The following is an 18,191-nucleotide window of genomic DNA, read 5'->3' as shown; positions in this document are numbered from 1 at the left end:
GTGAGCGGGGGAGAGGGGGCAATCCTCGGTAAGGCACGGGCATGACCCTCCTCCGTCTCGAACCTCGCGGCGAGGCGTCGCGCGCGATGGTCTACGCGACGCCGCTGCTGGCGGTCGCGCTCACGCTCGTCAGCGGCTTCCTGCTGTTCTGGGCCATGGGCTTCGACCCGGTGAAGGCGCTGCACGCCTTCTTCATCGCGCCGCTGATGTCGCTGCGCGGCCTCGGTGAGCTGGCGGTCAAGGCGACTCCGCTGGTGCTCTGCGCCATCGGCCTCGCCATCGGCTTCCGCGCCAACGTCTGGAACATCGGGGCCGAGGGGCAGCTCACGCTCGGCGCCATCACCGGCGGCGGTCTGGCGCTGGCTTTCTACGGCGAGGGCGGCTGGTGGCTGCTGCCGCTGATGATCGTCGCGGGCATGGCCGGCGGCGCGCTGTGGGCGGCGATCCCCGCCTTCCTGCGGGTGCGCTTCAACGCCAGCGAGATCCTGACCAGTCTGATGCTGAACTATGTGGCGCTGCATCTGCTGAACTACCTGATGCACGGCCCTTACCGCGATCCGGACGGCTTCGCCTTCCCGGAATCCCGCCTGTTCGAGGCCGACGCGGTGCTGCCGCTGCTCGTCGCTGGGACGCGCGTGCATCTGGGGTCGCTGTTCGCCCTGCTCGCGGTGGCGGCGGGCTGGTTTCTGATGGCGCGGACCTTCATCGGCTTCCAGATCAAGGTCATCGGCCTGACCCCGACGGCGGCGGGCTACGCCGGCTTCAACCAGAAGAAGATCATCTGGCTGACGCTGCTGCTGTCCGGCGCGCTGGCCGGCTTGGCCGGGCTGGGCGAGGTCGCCGGGCCGATCGGCCAGATGAACCCGACCATCTCCCCCGGCTACGGTTACACCGCCATCATCGTCGCCTTCCTCGGGCGGCTGCACCCGGTGGGCATCCTGCTTGCCGGCTTCCTGATGGCGCTGTCCTTCATCGGCGGCGAGGCGGCGCAGATCGCGCTCGGCCTGCCCAAGGCCATCACCGGTGTGTTCCAGGGCATGCTGCTGTTCTTCCTGCTGGCGACCGACGTGCTGATCCGTTACCGCGTGCGCTTCGGCGCGAAAGGCGCTGCCGGGTCCGGGGTGGGGAGGGCTGCGGCATGAGCGCCGAACTGGCCCTGATCGGCCCGATCCTGGCGGCCATGCTGGCCGCCGCCACGCCGTTGCTGTTCGCCGCTCTGGGCGAGCTGGTGGTGGAGAAGTCCGGCGTCCTGAACCTGGGCGTCGAGGGCATGATGCTGGTGGGCGCCGTCTGCGGCTTCGCAGTGGCGGTGCAGACCGGCAGCTCCACGCTGGGCTTCGTCGCCGGGGCGGCGGCGGGGGCGGGCATGGCGGCGCTGTTCGGCGTGCTGACCCTGCTCCTGCTCGCCAACCAGGTGGCGACCGGCCTCGCGCTGACGCTGTTCGGCGTCGGCCTGTCGGCGCTGATCGGGCAGGGCTTCGTCGGCATCCCCATCGCCGACGTGCCGGAGCTCTACATCCCCGGCCTGACCGACCTGCCGGTGATCGGCAAGGCGCTGTTCGGGCAGGACGCGCTGGTCTATCTGGCGCTGGCGGCGGTGCCGGCGGTGCACTGGTTCCTCTACGCCACGCGCAAGGGGCTGATCCTGCGTGCGGTCGGCGAGAACCACGCGGCGGCCCACGCGCTCGGCTACAAGGTCATCCGCATCCGCTTCCTCGCCGTGCTGTTCGGCGGCGCGATGAGCGGCATGGGCGGGGCCTTTCTGTCGCTGGACTACACGCCGATGTGGGCTGAGGGCATTTCCTCCGGGCGCGGCTGGATCGCGCTGGCGCTGGTGGTCTTCGCGACCTGGAAGCCGGGCCGCGTGCTGCTCGGCGCCTGGCTGTTCGGCGGGGTGACCATCGCGCAGCTCCACGTCCAGGGGCTGGGAATCGACATTCCGTCACAACTCTTGTCGATGCTGCCTTATCTGGCTACCGTCATCGTCCTGGTGGTGATTTCACGCGATGTCGCCCGTATCCGGCTGAACGCGCCGGCCAGCCTCGGGAAGGTTTTCCATCCCGATGCCTGACGGGCTCACGCCTGACGGGCGCCGGTATGTCTGCAAGTCTTACGTTCGTGCTCAATCAATTGGATCAGGGAGCAAACACGTGAACAGAAGGACCATGGGCAAGGCCCTGATGGGTCTGGCCACCGGCGCCGCCATGCTGGCGCTGGGCGTCGGCGCGGCCGACGCCCAGGAGAAGATGAAGGTCGGCTTCGTCTATGTCGGTCCGATCAGCGACCACGGCTACAGCTACCAGCACGACCAGGGCCGTCTGGCCGTGGAGAAGGAGCTGGGCGACAAGGTCACCACCACCTTCGTCGAGAACGTGCCCGAGGGCGCCGACGCCGAGCGCGTGATCGAGCAGCTGGCCTCCTCCGGCCACAAGCTGATCTTCACGACCTCCTTCGGCTTCATGAACCCGACGCTGAAGGTCGCGCAGCGCCACCCCGACGTGAAGTTCGAGCACGCCACCGGCTACAAGCGCTCGGCCAACGTTGCCACCTATTCCGCGCGCTTCTACGAGGCCCGCACGGTCATCGGCCAGATCGCCGGCAAGATGACCAAGTCGAACATCATCGGCTACATCGGCTCCTTCCCGATCCCCGAGGTGGTCAGCGGCATCAACGCCTTCACCATCGCCATGCGCGAGGTGAACCCGAAGGCCGAGGTGCGCGTGGTTTGGGTGAACAGCTGGTACGACCCCGGCAAGGAAGCCGAGGCCGCCAAGGCGCTGATCGACCAGGGCGCCGACGTGATCTCGCTGCACACCGACAGCCCGGCGGCCATCCAGGTCGCGCAGGAGCGCGGCCTGTGGGTGTTCGGCCAGTCCTCCGACATGACCCGCTTCGGCCCGAAGGCGCACCTGACCGCCATCGTCGACGACTGGCGCGAGTATTACGTGAACCGCGTCAAGGCGGCGCTCGACGGCTCCTGGAAGTCGCAGGACACCTGGGGCGGCTTCAAGGACCACATGCTGTTCCTGGCCCCCTACAACCCGGCGCTCCCGGCGGACGTCGTCGCGGCGGCCGAGAAGACCCGCACCGACATCATGGAAGGCAAGCGCCACTCCTTCCAGGGCCCGGTGAAGGACCAGTCCGGCAAGGTCGTGATCGCCGAGGGCAAGCAGGCCACCGACGAGCAGATCCTGAAGATGGACTGGTACGTCGAGGGCGTGCAGGGCAAGGTTCCGAAGTAAGCGGAGCCGGTCGCCAGGAAGGAAAGGGGAGGCTTCGGCCTCCCTTTTTTGTTGCCCGCTTTTTTTGGGCCGCCGCTCAGCCCGGCTGGCGGCCCAGCGCGGCCCAACCGGCGGGGGCGAGGCGCATCACCTCCGGCCCGCTGCCGGCGGGGTTGGGCTCCATCGTCACAAGCTCCCGGTTCTCGAACCAGACCCAGCGGGGAACCTCCGCCGCAGTGGGGACCCAGCCCTCGGCCATCCGCTCCAGCACCGCCAGATCGGCGGCGGCGATCGGGAATTTCGGCTTCGCCGGGGCGCGGCCGGGTGCGGCGGGGGTGGGCGGGGGCGCCGTCGGGGCGTCCTGCCCGGCGCGGGCGTGTATCCAGGCCGTCTGGAAGGCGGTCAAAGCCTCATTCAGTTCCCCGCGCAGCGGCTCGGACGGGCAGCGCAGGTAGCGGTCGAGCAGGGCGTGCAGGGACTCGGCGGAGGGCGGCGGGGTGTCGGGCATGGGGCGGTTCCGTGGTCGGCGTGGTCCGGCACCGCAGCCATAAACGCAAGGGGCAGGAGAAGACAAGGGGCAGGAAAAGAAAGGCTCCGCCGCTTCAGGGAGCGCGGCGGAGCCTGTCGAGGAGGCACAATCCCCTGTGCTGCCTGACTCCAAACACGCGGGCCGGGCCGCCGGTTCCACCTTCCCTTCCGGGGTGACCCGCAAGGCTGCGGTCCGAAAGCCGGGACGATGCGTTGACAGCCGCAGGACAGGCTCTCGCGTCGGAAAGGGAAGCGCATCGTGGGGAACGGATTTCAAAAGGCGTCGCGGGTCATGTATTTCCTGGCGACCGGCGTGTTGATGCTGTTCGCCCTGGTGTTCATCGGCGTAGCCGCCTATTCGGTGTTTCACAGCCTTCTGCTCCTCGACATCGAGGCGACGACCCACGGGTTGCTGGACGGCGTCGGCATGATCGTTCTGGCCATCGCCGTCTTCGAGATCGCCAAGTATCTCTATGAGGAGGAGCTGGAGCACGACCGCGAACTGCGGCACGCCGACGAGGCGCGGCGCACCCTGACCAAGTTCCTGACCACCATCATCATCGCCGCCAGCCTGGAAGGGCTGGTGCTGGTGTTCGAGGCGCGGACCTCGCAGATGAGCGACATGGTGTATCCGGCCATCCTGCTGATGGTCATCGTCTTCATGGTGCTCGGGCTCGGGCTCTACCAGCTGATCAGCCGACGGGCGGAGACCATCGACCCGAAGGAGGGGGATTCCTGACCGCCCCCGCGTTCCAACATTGCTGGAAGGAGTTGTTGATCCCTCCCAGCCAGAGCGGAGCGCCCCCATGTTCGACCCCGCCCAGATCGGCCGCATCTCTCCCGTGGAACAGGCCGATGCCCTGCGCACCCTGATCGCCGTCTTCGCCACCGCGGTGGTGCGGCCCGGCGAGAAGGCGCCGCGCAACGCCGTCAGCGCCGAGATCGTCGACATCCTTGACGAGGTGCCGGCGGAGCGGGTGGAGGCGGTGGCCCAGCTCTTCACCATGATGGCGCTGCGGCTGCGGCGGAAGGGGCGGCCACGCCGCACCGCCTTCCGGCTGACCCTGGAGACGGCGCTGCTCGCCCGCTCCTACGTTGGGGAGCCGGCGCCGCAGAACGAAACCAGCTACCTGTCGTCCGACCGGCCCGGCCTGGGAACGATCGACCATGCCTGCAACGAGATGCTGGAGCGCATGGCCGGCGTGCCGGATGAGGAGCAGCGGGCGTGGCTGACCGCGCAGGTGATCGCCACCGGCCTGATCGACGCGGACCGCCGCCACCGGCTGGGCGGCCCCGACCGCGACCTGGGCGACATGGCGGTGGCGGAGTTCCTGCTGCGCACGGCGGCCCAGTATCTCGCGGCCACCGCCGTCCGCACCCCGCCGGGGGAGAGCGAGGGTTGAGGCCAGCGGGGCGGGCTCATTGCAGGGCGATGATCGCGGCCATGGTCGCGTAGCGCTCGATCGACTGGGAGGAGGGCGAGCGCATCGCCTGCCGGGTGATGGCGAGCTGGTTCTCGTGCGAGACCGGCTGGCGCACCCCCAGATGGGCGACCACCTTGGCGAGCGGCACGACGTGGGCCGAGGACAGCTCCCAGTTCACGATGGCGCCGCCCGCCGGGCGCCCGGGCGTGACGGCGGATTGCGCAACCCGCAGGGTGATCGAGGAGGCCAGCGACTCCAGCCCGGTCATCGGAACGAAATACAGCGTGAAGCTCCGCGAGGTGGGGCGCCAGGGCTCCGCCGTCCGGCCGTCGGGGAAGGCGAGGCCGGTCTGTTCGTGGAACAGGCGCTGGAGAGCCGCAAGCGGGCTGGTGACGCTCTCGTAGCCGCCGCCGGGAACCGCCCATTGGCCCGCGGCGTCGACGACCCGCGGCTCCGCCGGGCCGCGGCCCCACCACGTGCTGACCTCGCGCCGCCGGACGATCAGGACCTTCGTCCCCTCCAGAAACGCCACATGGACATGGCGCATCGCCTGTTCCCCGCATCCCGTTGTCTTCGCTGCCGGAGACGGGCGAAAGGGGCGGTGTGTGAACGCCTTGAGAGTGGTTATTAAGGATCCATCCAAGATGGGTTGAATTTTTTATTCATATCAGCCAAAAAAAGACATCCATACACCATCGTAATCATTGAGTTGCGCACTAGCCCTCTACAATATCGGTAAAAAGGGGAAAATCTGTTGAGCAAGCATCGTGCAGCGGTTATCATTTAGGAATAAAGGTATCTACCTAATATGTGTAATCGGAGGTTGAGTTGGCTAGATCTATGATTGTGGATGCGATATGCGAGGCTGTCTCATTGAAGCCATTTGAAATGTTCTTCAACACAAAGAGGGAGATAAGGCGAGGAAGAAGCCTCTTTTTTATGAACTCGAAAGAGCTGTCAGATAATAATTTAATGAATCCATGGGTTATGAACATTTATGAAATAATTGTTTCTGCGATCATTGGGAATATTATTGCTCTTGGTGTTTTATACATATTCGCTAAAATGTACCATGTTCCACAAAAGCATATTGATATAATCCCAGATTACTCAAATTTATACATATTAGTTTATATTGTTTTGGCAAACTATTTTCTTGTTTATGCGAGCGTTCCGTACAAGTTTATAAAAGATAAGACTTCAAGATTAGTGATAGTTAATGGCTTCCTTTTCATTGGCGCCTCTTATGGCATGATAGCTAAAATATTTTCTGCTATTTCGGTTGCAATTATAATGTATTTTTCAGACAATTTTTCTGGTTATCAAGGCGGATCAGAGTTTTTTGATGTCCGTGTTATCGTAATATTTTTATCTATATTTATGGCATTCTGCTCTCTAATAATGGAATATTATTCAATAACAAGAAATATAGTGTCTTATGAACAAATGAAGCATTTCCAAGTTAGTCGCGTGAGGTTGAGGCTTGCCGCGGCCGCGCTTTATTTCGGTCCAAGTATAATTGGAACTCTATACATATCATATTTTATTGGGTCAGAATACACAGTATCAGGAGGGTATAAGGCAAAGAATGTATTTTTGTTTTCCTGTCTAATTGTTTTAGGGCTAATGTTGTTTGTCTACTCAAGAAACAAAATCAATATACTCAAAAGCTCATTTTTGGTTGGTTTGGTGATGCACCTGCCTGCTTGCGAGACGAGCCCGGGGGTGTCGGGAGAAATGATTAAAAGATGTGATGGTTACGGACTGTCGAATAGTGCTATTGACGTCATTTTTAAGTACTATAATAGTGACTGCTTGGATAATTTCATAGTTCCATTTATTTTCATCTATATATTGAACTTTGTATTTTGTATATCAATAATATCGTTGCTGGATAATATGAAAAATATTACTGTTTCTTCTTTTAATTGCTTATTTCGGGTTGAGCGGAGCCGTTGAGTTCATGTCGGCGGCAGTGTGTTGGCATATCAATTCGACCGGTTGTCAACCCATGACGTTCCGTCATTGGGAGCGATGTTTCGGGCCGTAGCTTAAGGACCTCCGACTTAGGGTCTGACGCCAAGGCTCCGCAACCAAGCCATGGCCGAGATGATCTGGACGAACAAAGGGATAGATTAGAACTATCTTAAGGTTGAAGAGAATCAGCAGTTTTAGCCTAACAGATCCGGGTTTTACTGGGTGCTTTGAGAAGGGACCACGCGGTTCCGCCCTTCGGCCTTCGCCCGATACAGCGCGGCGTCGGCCACCCGGAGCGCGTCGTCGATGCCGCCGGGAGCGCCCGGCGTCACCGGGGCGACGCCGAAGCTGGCGGTCATGCGGAACGAATTGCCGTCCGGCCCCATCTCTTGCGCGGCGACGCGCTGGCGCAAGCGCTCCGCCACGGCCGACGCATCCGCCAGCGCGGTGTTGGGAAGCAGAACCACGAACTCCTCCCCGCCGTAGCGCCCGATCAGGTCGCCGGGGCGCAGGGCGCCGTCCAGCGTCCGGACGAAACGCTGCAAGGCCTCGTCGCCGGCGGCGTGACCGCGGCTGTCGTTGATGCGCTTGAAATGGTCGATGTCGGCGATCAGCAGGGACAGAGGCTGCCGCGCCCGCTGCGCCCGTTGGATCTCCTCACCCGCACGGTCCAGAAGGGCGCGCCGGTTGGCGACGCCGGTCAGCGGGTCGGTCTGCGCCTGCGCGACCAGCAGCCGGTGCATTTCGGTGATGCGGCCGCCCGCCTTCAGCCGCGCCTTGAGGTGGGCGCGGTTGACCGGCTTGTGGATGAAGTCGTCCGCTCCGGCGTCCAGTGCCTTCATCTCGTAGAAGGGTTCGTCGTGGGACGTCATCAGGATCAGGTAGCTGTAGGCGGTGCGCGGATCGGCCTTCAGAAGCCAGCACACCTCCAGCCCCGACAGCCGCGGCATCTCCCAATCGATGATGGCGATGTCGAAGGGTTCAGCCTGGGCAAGGTTCAGCGCTTCCCGGCCGTCCCTGGCCAGGATCACGTCATGGCCGTAGGACGCCACCTGCTCCGAGAGCATGGTGCGCATCAGGACCGTATCGTCGGCGATGAGCACGCGCATGGCGGGAAACTGCCTCATACCTTCGTCTGTGGTCAATGAGTGGAAGACCGCCGCAGCATCATTTTCAGGAGTCCGTCCCTGCCGTCCTATCGCCTTCACGGTAACGTTGCGCCTAAGGTCGTGGTCGCCCCGCTGCGGCCCTTGCGGCATAGTACGGGCCGAGAGGGGCGCCCATGTCCGGGCGCGCAACGCAAGAGGGAACAGCATGGCCCGCTATACGGGCGTCTATGGATTTCCGGAATCGGCCGACGGCGCGCGGCGTCTGGCCGAGGCCCTGAACGTTCCCTGCCACATCGCCGAATTGCACCGCTTTCCGGATGGGGAAAGCCTCGTCCGCCTGCCCGAATCGGTGGAGCGGGCCGTGGTCTACCGCTCGCTCGACCGCCCGAACGACAAGCTGGTGGAACTGACGCTGGCCGCCTCCGTCCTGCGCCGCCAGGGCGCCACGGAGCTGTGCCTCGTCGCCCCCTACATGGCCTACATGCGTCAGGACGCGGTGTTCCGCCCGGGCGAGCCGGTGAGCCAGACGGTGGTGGGGGATTGGCTGGGCCGGCTGTTCGACCGCTTCGTCTGCGTGGAGCCGCATCTCCACCGCACCCACACGCTGGACGAGGTGTTCGTCGGGCGGCCCTCCATCTGCCTCAGTGGCGCCGGAGCCATCGCCGAGCGGCTGCGCCGTGACGGGGTCGCGCCCGACGCCGTGATCGTCGGCCCGGACGAGGAGGCCGCCCCGCTGGTCGAGGCGGTGGCCGGGCCGCTCGGTCTCGCCGCCCTGGTCGGGCGGAAGGAGCGGCGCGGCGACCGCGACGTGACGGTAACCCTGCCCGCCGACGCGCCGCTGGCCGGCCGGCCCGTGGTGATCGTCGACGACGTCATCAGCTCCGGCGAGACCATCTTCTCCTGCGCACGGGCGGCGCGGGCCGCGGGGGCGGCGTCGGTCCGGGTGTTCGGGGTCCACGCCCTGTTCGATGCGGCGGTGGCCGCCCGTTTCCAATCCGAAGGGCTGGGGATGCCGTTGTCCTGCGACGGGGTTCCGCACCCCAGCAACGCCCTGCCGCTCGCCCGGCTGATCGCCGACGCGCTGGCAGCCCCCTGTTGATGGGCCCCTGTTGACGGGCCGGTAACCCTTCGTCAGGCAGGATAGAGGGACAGGGCACAACAAGGCGGGGTTTCGCCATGACACTGTCCCTCACCTTCCACGGCGCCGTCGGCACGGTCACCGGTTCCTGCTTCCGCATCCGCACCGGCGACGGCGATCTGCTGATCGACTGCGGCCTGTTTCAGGGCACCAAGACGGTCAAGGAGCTGAATTACCGGCCCTTCCCCTTCAAGCCGTCCGCCGTGAAGGCGGTGCTGCTGACCCACGCGCACATCGACCATTCCGGCCTGCTGCCGAAGCTGGTCCGCCAGGGCTTCAAGGGGCGGGTGCACACCACCGCCGGCACCGCCGACCTGCTGGCCTACATGCTGCCCGACAGCGGCTACATCCAGGAGACGGAAGTCGAGCGGCTGAACCGCCGCAACCGCCAGCGCGGGCGCCCGGCGGTGGAGCCGATCTACACCCAGGCCGACGCCCAGGCGGCCATCCGCCACCTGCACGCGGTCGATTACGGGGAGTGGGTGAAGGTGCTGCCCGGCATCCGCGCCCGCTTCTGGCAGGCCGGTCACATCCTCGGTTCGGCGTCGGTGGAACTGGAGGTGACGCGCGGCGGGACGGCGGAGGCGATCCTGTTCTCCGGCGACCTCGGGCCGGGCGGCAAATCCTTCCACGCCGACGCGGAAGGGCCGCCGCGGCCCGATTGGATGGTGCTGGAGACCACCTACGGCAACCGCGAGCGGGTGGAGGTGGGCGAGGCCGAGCGGCAGGCTCTGCTGCGCGACGAGGTGCGGGCGGCGCTCGCCGCGGGCGGCCCGCTGCTGATCCCGGCCTTCGCGGTGGAGCGCACGCAGGAGCTTCTCTACGACCTGCACCGGCTGTTCGACCGCGGCGAGATCCCGCTGGTCGACGTGTTCCTCGACTCGCCGCTGGCCGACTCCGTCACCGGGGTGTTCCGCCGCCATCTGGCCGATCTCGGCACCGGGGGCGATCCCTTCGCCCGGCCCAACCTGCACCGTGTGCGCTCCGCAGCGGAGAGCCAGAAGCTCAATGCGATCAAGGGCGGCGCCATCGTCATGGCGGCCAGCGGCATGTGCGACGCCGGGCGCATCCGCCATCACCTGAAGAACCATCTGTGGCGCCCGGAGGCCACGGTCCTGCTGGTCGGCTATCAGGCGCCGGGCACGCTGGGCCACCTGTTGCAGCAGGGGGCGGCCAACGTCCGCATCCATGGCGAGGAGATCGCGGTGCGCGCCCGCATCCGGTCGCTGGACGTCTATTCCGGCCACGCCGACCGCAGCAGCCTGCTGGCCTGGGTGGCGGCGCGGCAGGGCGTGAAGCGCGGCCTGTTCCTGGTGCATGGCGAGGAGGAGGCCCGCGCCGGTCTGCGCGACGCCCTGGTCCGCCGCGGCTGGAACCCGGCGCTGATCCGCCTGCCCGAACTGGACGAGGTGGCCGACCTGACCGCCTCCGTCCCGGCACAGGCGCCGGCAACGACCGAGGGCAGTCCGTCGCGGCTGGAGCCGGAGGCCGTGACCGCCGGGCGGGACTGGCACAACCGCTACGCCGCCTTCCTGCTGGACCTGCACCGGGCGCTGGACGCGGCACCCGACGACGCGGCGCGCGAGGCGCTGCTTCGCGGGGTGGGCGACCGCCTGCCGCAGGCGCAGGGGCGGCCGGCGCAGTGAACGTCCTGCCCTCGGCCGGGCGGCGCATGCTATAGATCGATGACAGCCGCGAGACAAAAGGATGACGGGGCGATGGGGAAGGTGGCGAACATCGTGGTCCAGATGGCGCGCAAGCTGACCGACGACAACGCCCGGCTGGGTCGTGTCCGCAACGCCGGCAAGCCCAAGACCTTTCCCCATTTCCGCGAGATCCGAAACGCCTATCTCGACATCCAGGGGCTGGTCTTCTCCATCCAGGAGCGTCTTCCGGAGACGGGGAACGACCTGCCGCCGAACTTTCCGCAATGGGTGATCCGGCAGAAGCTGACGGCCATCGCCCATTTCACCGACATCAGCTACGCCTTCGTCAGCGATCCGCCGCTGGCGCTGACCAGCTCGCTCGGCGCCTTCGACGTGCTCCAGGCGGAACAGAAAGCCTTTTCGGAGACGCTGAACGCCTTCGACATGATGCTGATGGAGGCCGGCATCGACGACAAGACGGCCGACGAACTGGACGCCACCCGCACGAAGATCGAGCAGATCCTCGGCATGATCGAAACGCTTTTGCAGAACAGTCCCAAGGTGTTGCAGGAGTTTTGAGCGTCGTCGCACGCTGTGGGTGATTTCGCCCATATTTATACGCTTCTCGCACGCGCACATTCTGGTTAAGGTCTACCGGCGCGCGTCGTTCCGATGGTCGGAGTCCGGGTGGCGGCGTCACAGGCAGCTTCGGTACGGCCCCATGCAGAGGTCTTCCAGCCCCGATCCGATCGACCGCGCGCCGGGCGAGTCCGCTGCCGATGCCATGGCCGACTCCGCCACCGATGCGCTGACCATTCCCAAGCGCCTTCCCCTTCTGGTTCTGCTGGCAGCGCTTCTGCTGACCGCGCTGGTGTGGCACGACACCCGAGAGCGCGTCGCTGCGGAGGCCGAAGGCCGGTTCGCCCTGCGGGTGGAGGAACTGCACCGCCGTTTCGAGAATCAGATCCAGGCCTACGTGCAGGTGACGCGCTCCGCCGCCGCCCTGTTCACCGCCTATCCCGAGGTGAAGCGCGCGGAATGGAACCGGTTCGTCGACGGGCTGCATCTTGCCGAGCGCTTTCCGGCGGTGACCGCCGTCGCCTTCGCGCGGGTCGCCGATCAATGGACCGGCCCGGAGCTGGTGACGGAGGCCCGGATGGACGGGCTCCGCGGCTTCCGGATCTGGCCGGACACCACAGGCCCGATGCGGCTCGTCACGCTGTACGCCGCTCCGGTCAACGAACGCACCCTGCGCACGCTCGGTTATGATCTGCTGGCGGAGCCGGTGCGCCGTGCCGCCGCGGAGCAGGCGCGGGACAGCGGCGAGCCGACGGTCGTCCGCGTCGTCGGTCTGCGGCTCGACGAGGGGGAGCCGTCGTCGCCTTCCTTCCTGGTCTTCCAGGCCGTCTACCGTGACGGGCAGCGCCCCGCCACGCAGGAACAGCGGCGGGTCGCCTTCGCCGGTCTGGTGATGACGCCGATCCAGGTCGCGCCGCTGGCGGAGTCCGTGTTCGGCCGGATGGGCGACGTCGCGGCGACGGTGTTCGAAGGGCAAGGGGATTTTCCCCTCTACCGCAGCCGCCCGGAGGCGTCGGACCGGCCGCTGCTGACCACGAGCCGCGATCTCGCCCTGGTCAACCGCGTCTGGTCGGTCCAGTACGAGAGCCGTGCGAGTTTCGAGGAAGGGCTGGACCACTGGAAGCCGACACTGGTTCTGGCGACGGGGCTGTCGCTCAGCCTGCTGCTGTCCGCCCTGCTGTGGGCGCTGGCCGCGACGCGCCACCGGGCGCTGGTGATCGCCGGGAGCATCACCGCCTCGCTGCGCCAGCGTGAGACGGAACTGGACCTGCTGTTCAACCAAGCGCCGCTGGGCATCGCCCTGATCGGGCCGGACGCCAGGATCACCGATTGCAACCCGGCCTTCGCCCGCACGGTCGGGGTGGCGCGCGACGGGTTGATCGGAACCGACACGAGGCTGCGCGCCCCGGACCCGGCGGTGATCGCCGCCATCGACTCCGCGATTGCCGGGGAGAGCGCGCGGCTGGAGGTCGACCGCCTGCTGTTGGCCGGTGGACGGCACAGCCACTTCTCTCTTCACCTCCAGCCGGTGTCCACACCCGGCGACCCGCCCTTCGTCATGGCCTTCGTCGAAGACATCGGCGACAAGCGGCGGGCCGAGCAGCACGTCCACTATCTGGCCCATTACGACCCGCTGACCGGCCTGCCCAACCGCGTCCTGCTGTTCGACCGCATCGCCCAGGCGGCCCGGGAGGCGCGGCGCGACGGCGCGCGGGTCGCCGTCCTGTTCATCGATCTGGACCGCTTCAAGATCATCAACGACAGCCTGGGCCATTCCTTCGGCGACGAAGTGCTGCGGTCGGTGGCGCGGCGGCTGCACGGGGCGATGCGTCCATCGGACACGGTGGGCCGGCTGGGCGGCGACGAATTCCTGATCGTCGTCCCGAACATCGAGACGCCGGGCGTGGCCGCCGCGGTGGCGGAAAAGGTGATGGCGCAGCTCGCCGCGCCCTTCACCATCGGCGGGCGGAACTTCGTGGTGTCGCCCAGCATCGGCATCAGCCTGTTTCCCGACGACGCGGAGGATGCGGAGGGACTGATCCGCTGCGCCGACATCGCCATGTACAACGCCAAGGACGCCGGGCGGAACGCCTACCGCTTCGTGACGCGCGAGATGGGCGCGCGGTCCCGCGAGCGTCTGGACCTGGAGGCGGCGCTGCGCCGTGCCCTGCAGAACCGGGAGCTGTTCCTGGTCTACCAGCCGCAGCTGCGCATTTCCGACGATCTCGTGGTCGGGGTGGAGGCTCTGCTGCGCTGGCGCCATCCGGAAGCCGGCCTCATCATGCCGAACCGCTTCCTGCCCGTGGCCGAGGAAACCGGCCTGATCCAGGCCATCGGCGACTGGGTACTGGACGAGGTGTGCGCCCAGATCCGCCGCTGGCACGACCAGATCGGCCTGACGGTGCCGGTCGCCGTCAACGTCTCCGCCCAGCAGTTCCGCGATGGTCAGCTTCCCGCCAAGGTGGACGCCGCGCTGGACCGCAACGGCCTCCAGGGGTGGGAGTTGGAGATCGAGGTGACCGAGGGCACCCTGATCGACGACATTCCGTTGGCCATCGCGACCTTGCGCGCGCTGAAGCAGCGCGGGTGCCTGATCGCGCTGGACGATTTCGGCACCGGCTACTCCTCGCTCAACTACCTGCACCGTTTCCCGATCGACAAGCTGAAGATCGACCGCTCCTTCATCCTCGATCTGGAGCAGGATGGAACCGGCGATTCCATCCCGCGCGCCATCGTCGGTCTGGGCCGCAGCCTCGGCCTGTCGGTGGTCGCCGAGGGGGTGGAGACGGAGGCGCAGCTCCAGCTTCTGCGCAGCCTGAAGTGCGAGAGCTTCCAGGGCTATCTGTTCAGCCGCCCCGTCCTCGCGGAGGAGCTGGAGCCGATCCTGGCGCTGCGCGCCACCCGCGGGCGCCACCACGCTCCCGTGACCGAGGCGGCGAGGGAGTCGGTGTAGACCGGCGGTCAGCGGGGAAAGGTCACCATGCCTTCTTCCGCGGCCTGCCATGCCGGCTTGGCGTTGTGGCCGATGGTGCGCCCTTCCTCGTCCATCCGGTCCCGATGCCGCCGCATCGACCGGCGGTGCCGGTTCAGCCCCGACGCTGCGTCCTCGTCCCGCACCCAGCCGCGCGCCATCGCCGCCCCGGCCAGCACGCCGAAACCGGCGACCACCGCGGCGGTGACCCAGGGATGCATCCTGGCCTCGGTGTAGAGGCTGGTTTCCCGCACGAAGCGATGCCGGCCGGCGCGTTCCCGCCCGTCGTCGCCGTGGCTGTGCAGGGCGTCGTTGCGCGGGCGGCGCGGCCCGCCGGAGCGGATGACCCGCGGCAGGGTCCGCTCCATGATCCGGTCGGTGAGCCGCGGCGCGAAGGTTTCCGCCAGCGCGAACAGCTTGGCGCCGCCGCCGACATAGAGGTCGCGCATCGGCCGGCGGGCGCAATGCAGGATGGCCTTCGCCACGACCTCTGGCGCGTAGACCGGGGGCGGGTTGCTCGGCTCCGCGTCCAGCAGGTTCAGGGCGTGGTCCTCGTACAGGCTGTCGACCGCCGCCGGCTTGATCAGGCTGACCGAGATGGGCCAGCCCTCCGCCTCAAGCTCCATGCGCAGCGCGTCGGTGAAGCCCTTCACGGCATGCTTGGTGGCGACATAGGCGCCCTGGAGCGGGATGGCGCGGTCGGACAGCACGCTGCCGATGTTGATCAGCGCCCCGCCGTCCTGCCGCAGGTGGGGGATGGCCGCCAGCGAGCCGTTGACCACGCCCCAGTAGTTCGTCTCGAACAGGCGGCGGTGGTCGTCCGGGGCGGTGTCCAGAAGCTTGCCGATGATCGCCACGCCGGCGTTGTTCACCCACGTGTCGATCCGGCCGTAGCTGCGGACCGCGGCGTCGGCCACCCTCCGCAGGGCGTCGGGGTCGGCCACGTCGGCGACGCAGTGGATCGCGTCCCCGCCTTCGGCGCGAATCTCCTCCGCCACCTGGGCGAGCGCGTCGCGGTCGCGGGCGGCCAGGACGACCTTCGCGCCCTGCCGGGCGGCCATGCGGGCGGTGACCAGCCCGATTCCGCTCGACGCGCCGGTGATGACGATCACCTGCTCGTCAATGGGTTTGAGACGCGGTTGCATGAATGCCGTTCCTCCATCGTTCGATCGTCGGAATCCGTGCGTCATCCGCTGTGAACAGGCAGTGGGGCGGAGCGTTGCCGCCGGGCGGTGCGTCCGGGCCACTCCGAAAGGAGGGTTGGCGGCCCTGCGAAGCGGCACAGCTTTACCGGAACCTGTCAGGCGGGGAGGGAAACAGCGCCCATGCTCAAAACAGCCGCCAAAGCCGGCGGACTCGCCGACCGATTCCGCCGGGTGCGCGCCACCTCGGCGGAACTGGCTGTCGGGTTGTCGCCGGAGGATCAGGTGGTGCAGTCCATGCCGGACGCCAGCCCGGTCAAATGGCATCTGGCCCACACGACGTGGTTCTTCGAAACCTTTCTGCTGAGTCCGAATCTGCCGGGTTACCGGCCCTTCGATCCGGCTTTCGGCTATCTCTTCAACTCCTATTACGAGGCCGTCGGCGCCCGCCATCCGCGGCCCCGGCGCGGTCTGGTGACGCGGCCCGGCGTGGCCGAGGTGGCGGCCTACCGCGACCATGTCGACGCCGCCATGCTGACCCTGCTGGAGCGTGGCGACGCCGAGAGGCTGGCCCCGCTGGTGACGCTGGGCCTCGCCCACGAGGAGCAGCATCAGGAATTGATCCTGATGGACCTGCTGCACCTGTTCTCCTGCAACCCGGTCGCGCCCGCCTACCGTCCGTACCGCCCCGCCTTGCGCGGCCCCGCCCATGAGGGGCGCTGGATCGCGGTGGACGGCGGGATCGTCGCGGTGGGCCATGCGGGCGAGGGATTCGCCTTCGACAACGAGGGACCGCGGCACGAGGTGCTGCTGCGCCCCTTCCGGCTGTTCTCCCGCGCGGTGACCAACGGGGAGTGGTTGGCCTTCGTCGAGGACGGCGGTTACCGCAACCCGGCGCTCTGGCTGTCCGACGGCTGGGCCACGGTCAACGCGGAGGGGTGGGAGGCGCCGGCCTACTGGCGGCGCGGCGAGGACGGCGGCTGGAGGGAGTTCACCCTGCTGGGTGAGCATCCGTTGGACGAGGACGCCCCGGTCAGCCACGTCGGCTTCTACGAGGCCGACGCCTTCGCCCGCTGGGCCGGCAAGCGCCTGCCGACGGAAGCCGAGTGGGAAACCGCCGCCGCCGGCATTCCCGCCACCGGGCTTTCTCCCACCGGCAACACGCTGGGTAGCGGGCTGCTTCGCCCGGTGGCCGCCGCGGCGGACGAGGGGTTTGCCCAAATGTTCGGCGACGTCTGGGAATGGACGGCCAGCGCCTACAGCGGCTACCCGGGCTTCCGTCCCGCTGTCGGGGCGGTCGGCGAATACAACGGCAAGTTCATGGCCAACCAGTATGTGCTGCGCGGCGGATGCTGCGCCACGCCGGACGGCCATGCCCGCGCCACCTACCGGAATTTCTTCTATCCGCACCAACGCTGGATGTTCAGCGGCGTGCGCCTCGCGGAGGACGCTTGATGACCGCAATTTCCGCCGCCCGCGCCCATCTCGCGCAGGGGCCGGCGCAGGATGACGTGTTCCTGTCCGACGTGCTGGAAGGGCTGTCCCGCCCGGACAAGAGCCTGCCCTGCAAGTATTTCTACGACGCCGAGGGCTCGGCCCTGTTCGACGCCATCTGCACGCTCGACGAATATTACCCGACGCGGACCGAGACCGCGCTGCTGCACGACCGCGCCGAGGAGATCGCCGGTCTGGCCGGGCGCGGCGCCACCCTGGTGGAGCTGGGCAGCGGGTCGAGCGTCAAGGTGCGCATCCTGCTCGACGCGCTGGACGCGCCGGCCATGTATGTGCCGGTGGACATCAGCCACGACCATCTGATCGCCGCCGCCGCCCGGCTGGCCGGCGACTATCCGGCGGTGACGGTGGTGCCGGTGGCCGCCGATTATGTGCGGGGCTTCGCGCTGCCGCGGGGTGTCGCGCCGGAACGGACGATGGCCTTCTTTCCCGGCAGCACCATCGGCAATTTCCGGCCCGCCGAGGCGATGACCTTCCTGAGCGGCCTGGGGCGGCGGCTCGGGGCCGGGGCGCGGCTGCTGATCGGGGTGGACCTGCGCAAGGACCCGGCGGTGCTGGAGGCCGCCTATGACGACGCCCGCGGGGTAACCGCCGCCTTCAACATGAACCTGCTGGCCCGCATCAACCGCGAACTGGACGGCACCTTCGATCTGGACCGCTTCGCCCACGTGGCCCGCTACGACACCGCGCGCGGACGGATCGAGATGCATCTGCGCAGCCTGGAGGACCAGACCGTCCGCGTCGCCGGCCATCCCATCCGCTTCGCCCGCGGCGAGACGATCCACACCGAGAACTCCTACAAATACTCCGTCCCCGGCTTCCGTCGCCTCGCCGCCCGCGCCGGCTGGCGCACCGAGCGGAGCTGGACCGACGAGCGGAGCCTGTTCAGCCTGCACTGGATGGTTCGGCATGGCTGACCCCGTTTGGCACCGGGAACACCGGGA

At 67.0% G+C, this 18,191-nt stretch carries 16 protein-coding genes; 12 read left to right on the top strand and 4 right to left on the bottom strand.

The genetic code is table 11. The annotated features are described in order from the left end of the window. Nucleotides 1-41: 41 nt before the first annotated feature. From ACWPN7_RS12765 to ACWPN7_RS12755, 3 genes are all read left to right on the top strand, one after another. A complete protein-coding gene (locus ACWPN7_RS12765; RefSeq protein WP_038528467.1) occupies nucleotides 42-1,142 on the top strand; it encodes an ABC transporter permease in 1,101 nt (366 codons plus the stop codon). Next, complete coding sequence (locus ACWPN7_RS12760) at nucleotides 1,139-2,071, top strand: ABC transporter permease (protein ID WP_038528464.1); 933 nt, start codon at nucleotides 1,139-1,141, stop codon at nucleotides 2,069-2,071. The genes ACWPN7_RS12765 and ACWPN7_RS12760 overlap by 4 nt, the downstream gene beginning before the upstream one ends. Nucleotides 2,072-2,165: 94 nt before the next feature. Then, nucleotides 2,166-3,242 (top strand): BMP family ABC transporter substrate-binding protein, encoded by a 1,077-nt coding sequence (locus ACWPN7_RS12755; protein ID WP_014240078.1) that lies wholly within the window; start codon nucleotides 2,166-2,168, stop codon nucleotides 3,240-3,242. A 76-nt stretch (nucleotides 3,243-3,318) separates the two neighbouring features. Here ACWPN7_RS12755 and ACWPN7_RS12750 read toward each other — a convergent pair whose 3' ends face one another. Next, nucleotides 3,319-3,729: a hypothetical protein gene (locus tag ACWPN7_RS12750; RefSeq protein ID WP_038528462.1), complete on the bottom strand. Its 411-nt coding sequence runs from the start codon at nucleotides 3,727-3,729 to the stop codon at nucleotides 3,319-3,321. 279 nt (nucleotides 3,730-4,008) lie between these two features. Here ACWPN7_RS12750 and ACWPN7_RS12745 point away from each other — a divergent pair, with 279 nt between their 5' ends. Together ACWPN7_RS12745 and ACWPN7_RS12740 are read left to right on the top strand one after the other, a co-directional pair. Further along, nucleotides 4,009-4,488, top strand: coding sequence for a hypothetical protein (locus tag ACWPN7_RS12745; RefSeq protein ID WP_014240080.1), 480 nt, complete (start codon nucleotides 4,009-4,011; stop codon nucleotides 4,486-4,488). A gap of 67 nt (nucleotides 4,489-4,555) precedes the next feature. Then, nucleotides 4,556-5,152: a hypothetical protein gene (locus ACWPN7_RS12740; RefSeq protein WP_038528457.1), complete on the top strand. Its 597-nt coding sequence runs from the start codon at nucleotides 4,556-4,558 to the stop codon at nucleotides 5,150-5,152. A 16-nt stretch (nucleotides 5,153-5,168) separates the two neighbouring features. Here the strand turns inward: ACWPN7_RS12740 and ACWPN7_RS12735 are convergent, their stop codons facing one another. Then, entirely contained in the window at nucleotides 5,169-5,720 is a 552-nt protein-coding gene (locus ACWPN7_RS12735) for an NUDIX domain-containing protein (RefSeq protein WP_459197853.1), read from the bottom strand. 293 nt (nucleotides 5,721-6,013) lie between these two features. On the opposite strand from ACWPN7_RS12735, the gene ACWPN7_RS12730 reads away from it, so the two are divergent. Continuing rightward, nucleotides 6,014-7,132 carry a hypothetical protein gene (locus ACWPN7_RS12730; RefSeq protein WP_492273304.1) on the top strand — a complete coding sequence of 373 codons (1,119 nt, stop codon included), beginning with the start codon at nucleotides 6,014-6,016 and terminating at the stop codon, nucleotides 7,130-7,132. A 233-nt stretch (nucleotides 7,133-7,365) separates the two neighbouring features. On the opposite strand, the gene ACWPN7_RS12725 is transcribed toward ACWPN7_RS12730, so the two are convergent. Continuing rightward, entirely contained in the window at nucleotides 7,366-8,277 is a 912-nt protein-coding gene (locus tag ACWPN7_RS12725) for a GGDEF domain-containing protein (RefSeq protein ID WP_492273303.1), read from the bottom strand. A 187-nt stretch (nucleotides 8,278-8,464) separates the two neighbouring features. On the opposite strand from ACWPN7_RS12725, the gene ACWPN7_RS12720 reads away from it, so the two are divergent. The 4 genes from ACWPN7_RS12720 to ACWPN7_RS12705 all read left to right on the top strand — a co-directional run bounded on the left by ACWPN7_RS12720 (nucleotide 8,465) and on the right by ACWPN7_RS12705 (nucleotide 14,575). Continuing rightward, nucleotides 8,465-9,358: a ribose-phosphate diphosphokinase gene (locus ACWPN7_RS12720; RefSeq protein ID WP_459197850.1), complete on the top strand. Its 894-nt coding sequence runs from the start codon at nucleotides 8,465-8,467 to the stop codon at nucleotides 9,356-9,358. Nucleotides 9,359-9,435: 77 nt separating this feature from the next. After that, complete coding sequence (locus ACWPN7_RS12715; RefSeq protein ID WP_407825528.1) at nucleotides 9,436-11,043, top strand: MBL fold metallo-hydrolase RNA specificity domain-containing protein; 1,608 nt, start codon at nucleotides 9,436-9,438, stop codon at nucleotides 11,041-11,043. 72 nt (nucleotides 11,044-11,115) lie between these two features. Then, on the top strand, nucleotides 11,116-11,622 hold the full coding sequence (locus ACWPN7_RS12710) for a hypothetical protein (RefSeq protein WP_038528447.1): 507 nt from the start codon (nucleotides 11,116-11,118) through the stop codon (nucleotides 11,620-11,622). Between the two features lie 142 nt (nucleotides 11,623-11,764). Then, nucleotides 11,765-14,575, top strand: a complete 2,811-nt coding sequence (locus ACWPN7_RS12705) for a bifunctional diguanylate cyclase/phosphodiesterase (protein ID WP_459197848.1) — start codon at nucleotides 11,765-11,767, stop codon at nucleotides 14,573-14,575. Nucleotides 14,576-14,583: 8 nt separating this feature from the next. Here the strand turns inward: ACWPN7_RS12705 and ACWPN7_RS12700 are convergent, their stop codons facing one another. Then, complete coding sequence (locus ACWPN7_RS12700) at nucleotides 14,584-15,738, bottom strand: SDR family oxidoreductase (protein WP_149650449.1); 1,155 nt, start codon at nucleotides 15,736-15,738, stop codon at nucleotides 14,584-14,586. Nucleotides 15,739-15,918: 180 nt separating this feature from the next. On the opposite strand from ACWPN7_RS12700, the gene egtB reads away from it, so the two are divergent. Both egtB and egtD read left to right on the top strand, forming a co-directional pair. After that, the gene (gene egtB, locus ACWPN7_RS12695) at nucleotides 15,919-17,190 is read left to right on the top strand and encodes an ergothioneine biosynthesis protein EgtB (RefSeq protein ID WP_200775857.1); all 1,272 of its coding nucleotides are present in this window, start codon (nucleotides 15,919-15,921) and stop codon (nucleotides 17,188-17,190) included. Continuing rightward, entirely contained in the window at nucleotides 17,190-18,164 is a 975-nt protein-coding gene (gene egtD, locus ACWPN7_RS12690) for an L-histidine N(alpha)-methyltransferase (protein WP_459197846.1), read from the top strand. Before egtB ends, egtD begins: the two co-directional genes overlap by 1 nt. Nucleotides 18,165-18,191 lie beyond the last annotated feature (27 nt).

Source organism: Azospirillum sp. UENF 312511 (genome assembly GCF_058780635.1).
This window is presented reverse-complemented; position numbering and strand designations above follow the sequence as displayed.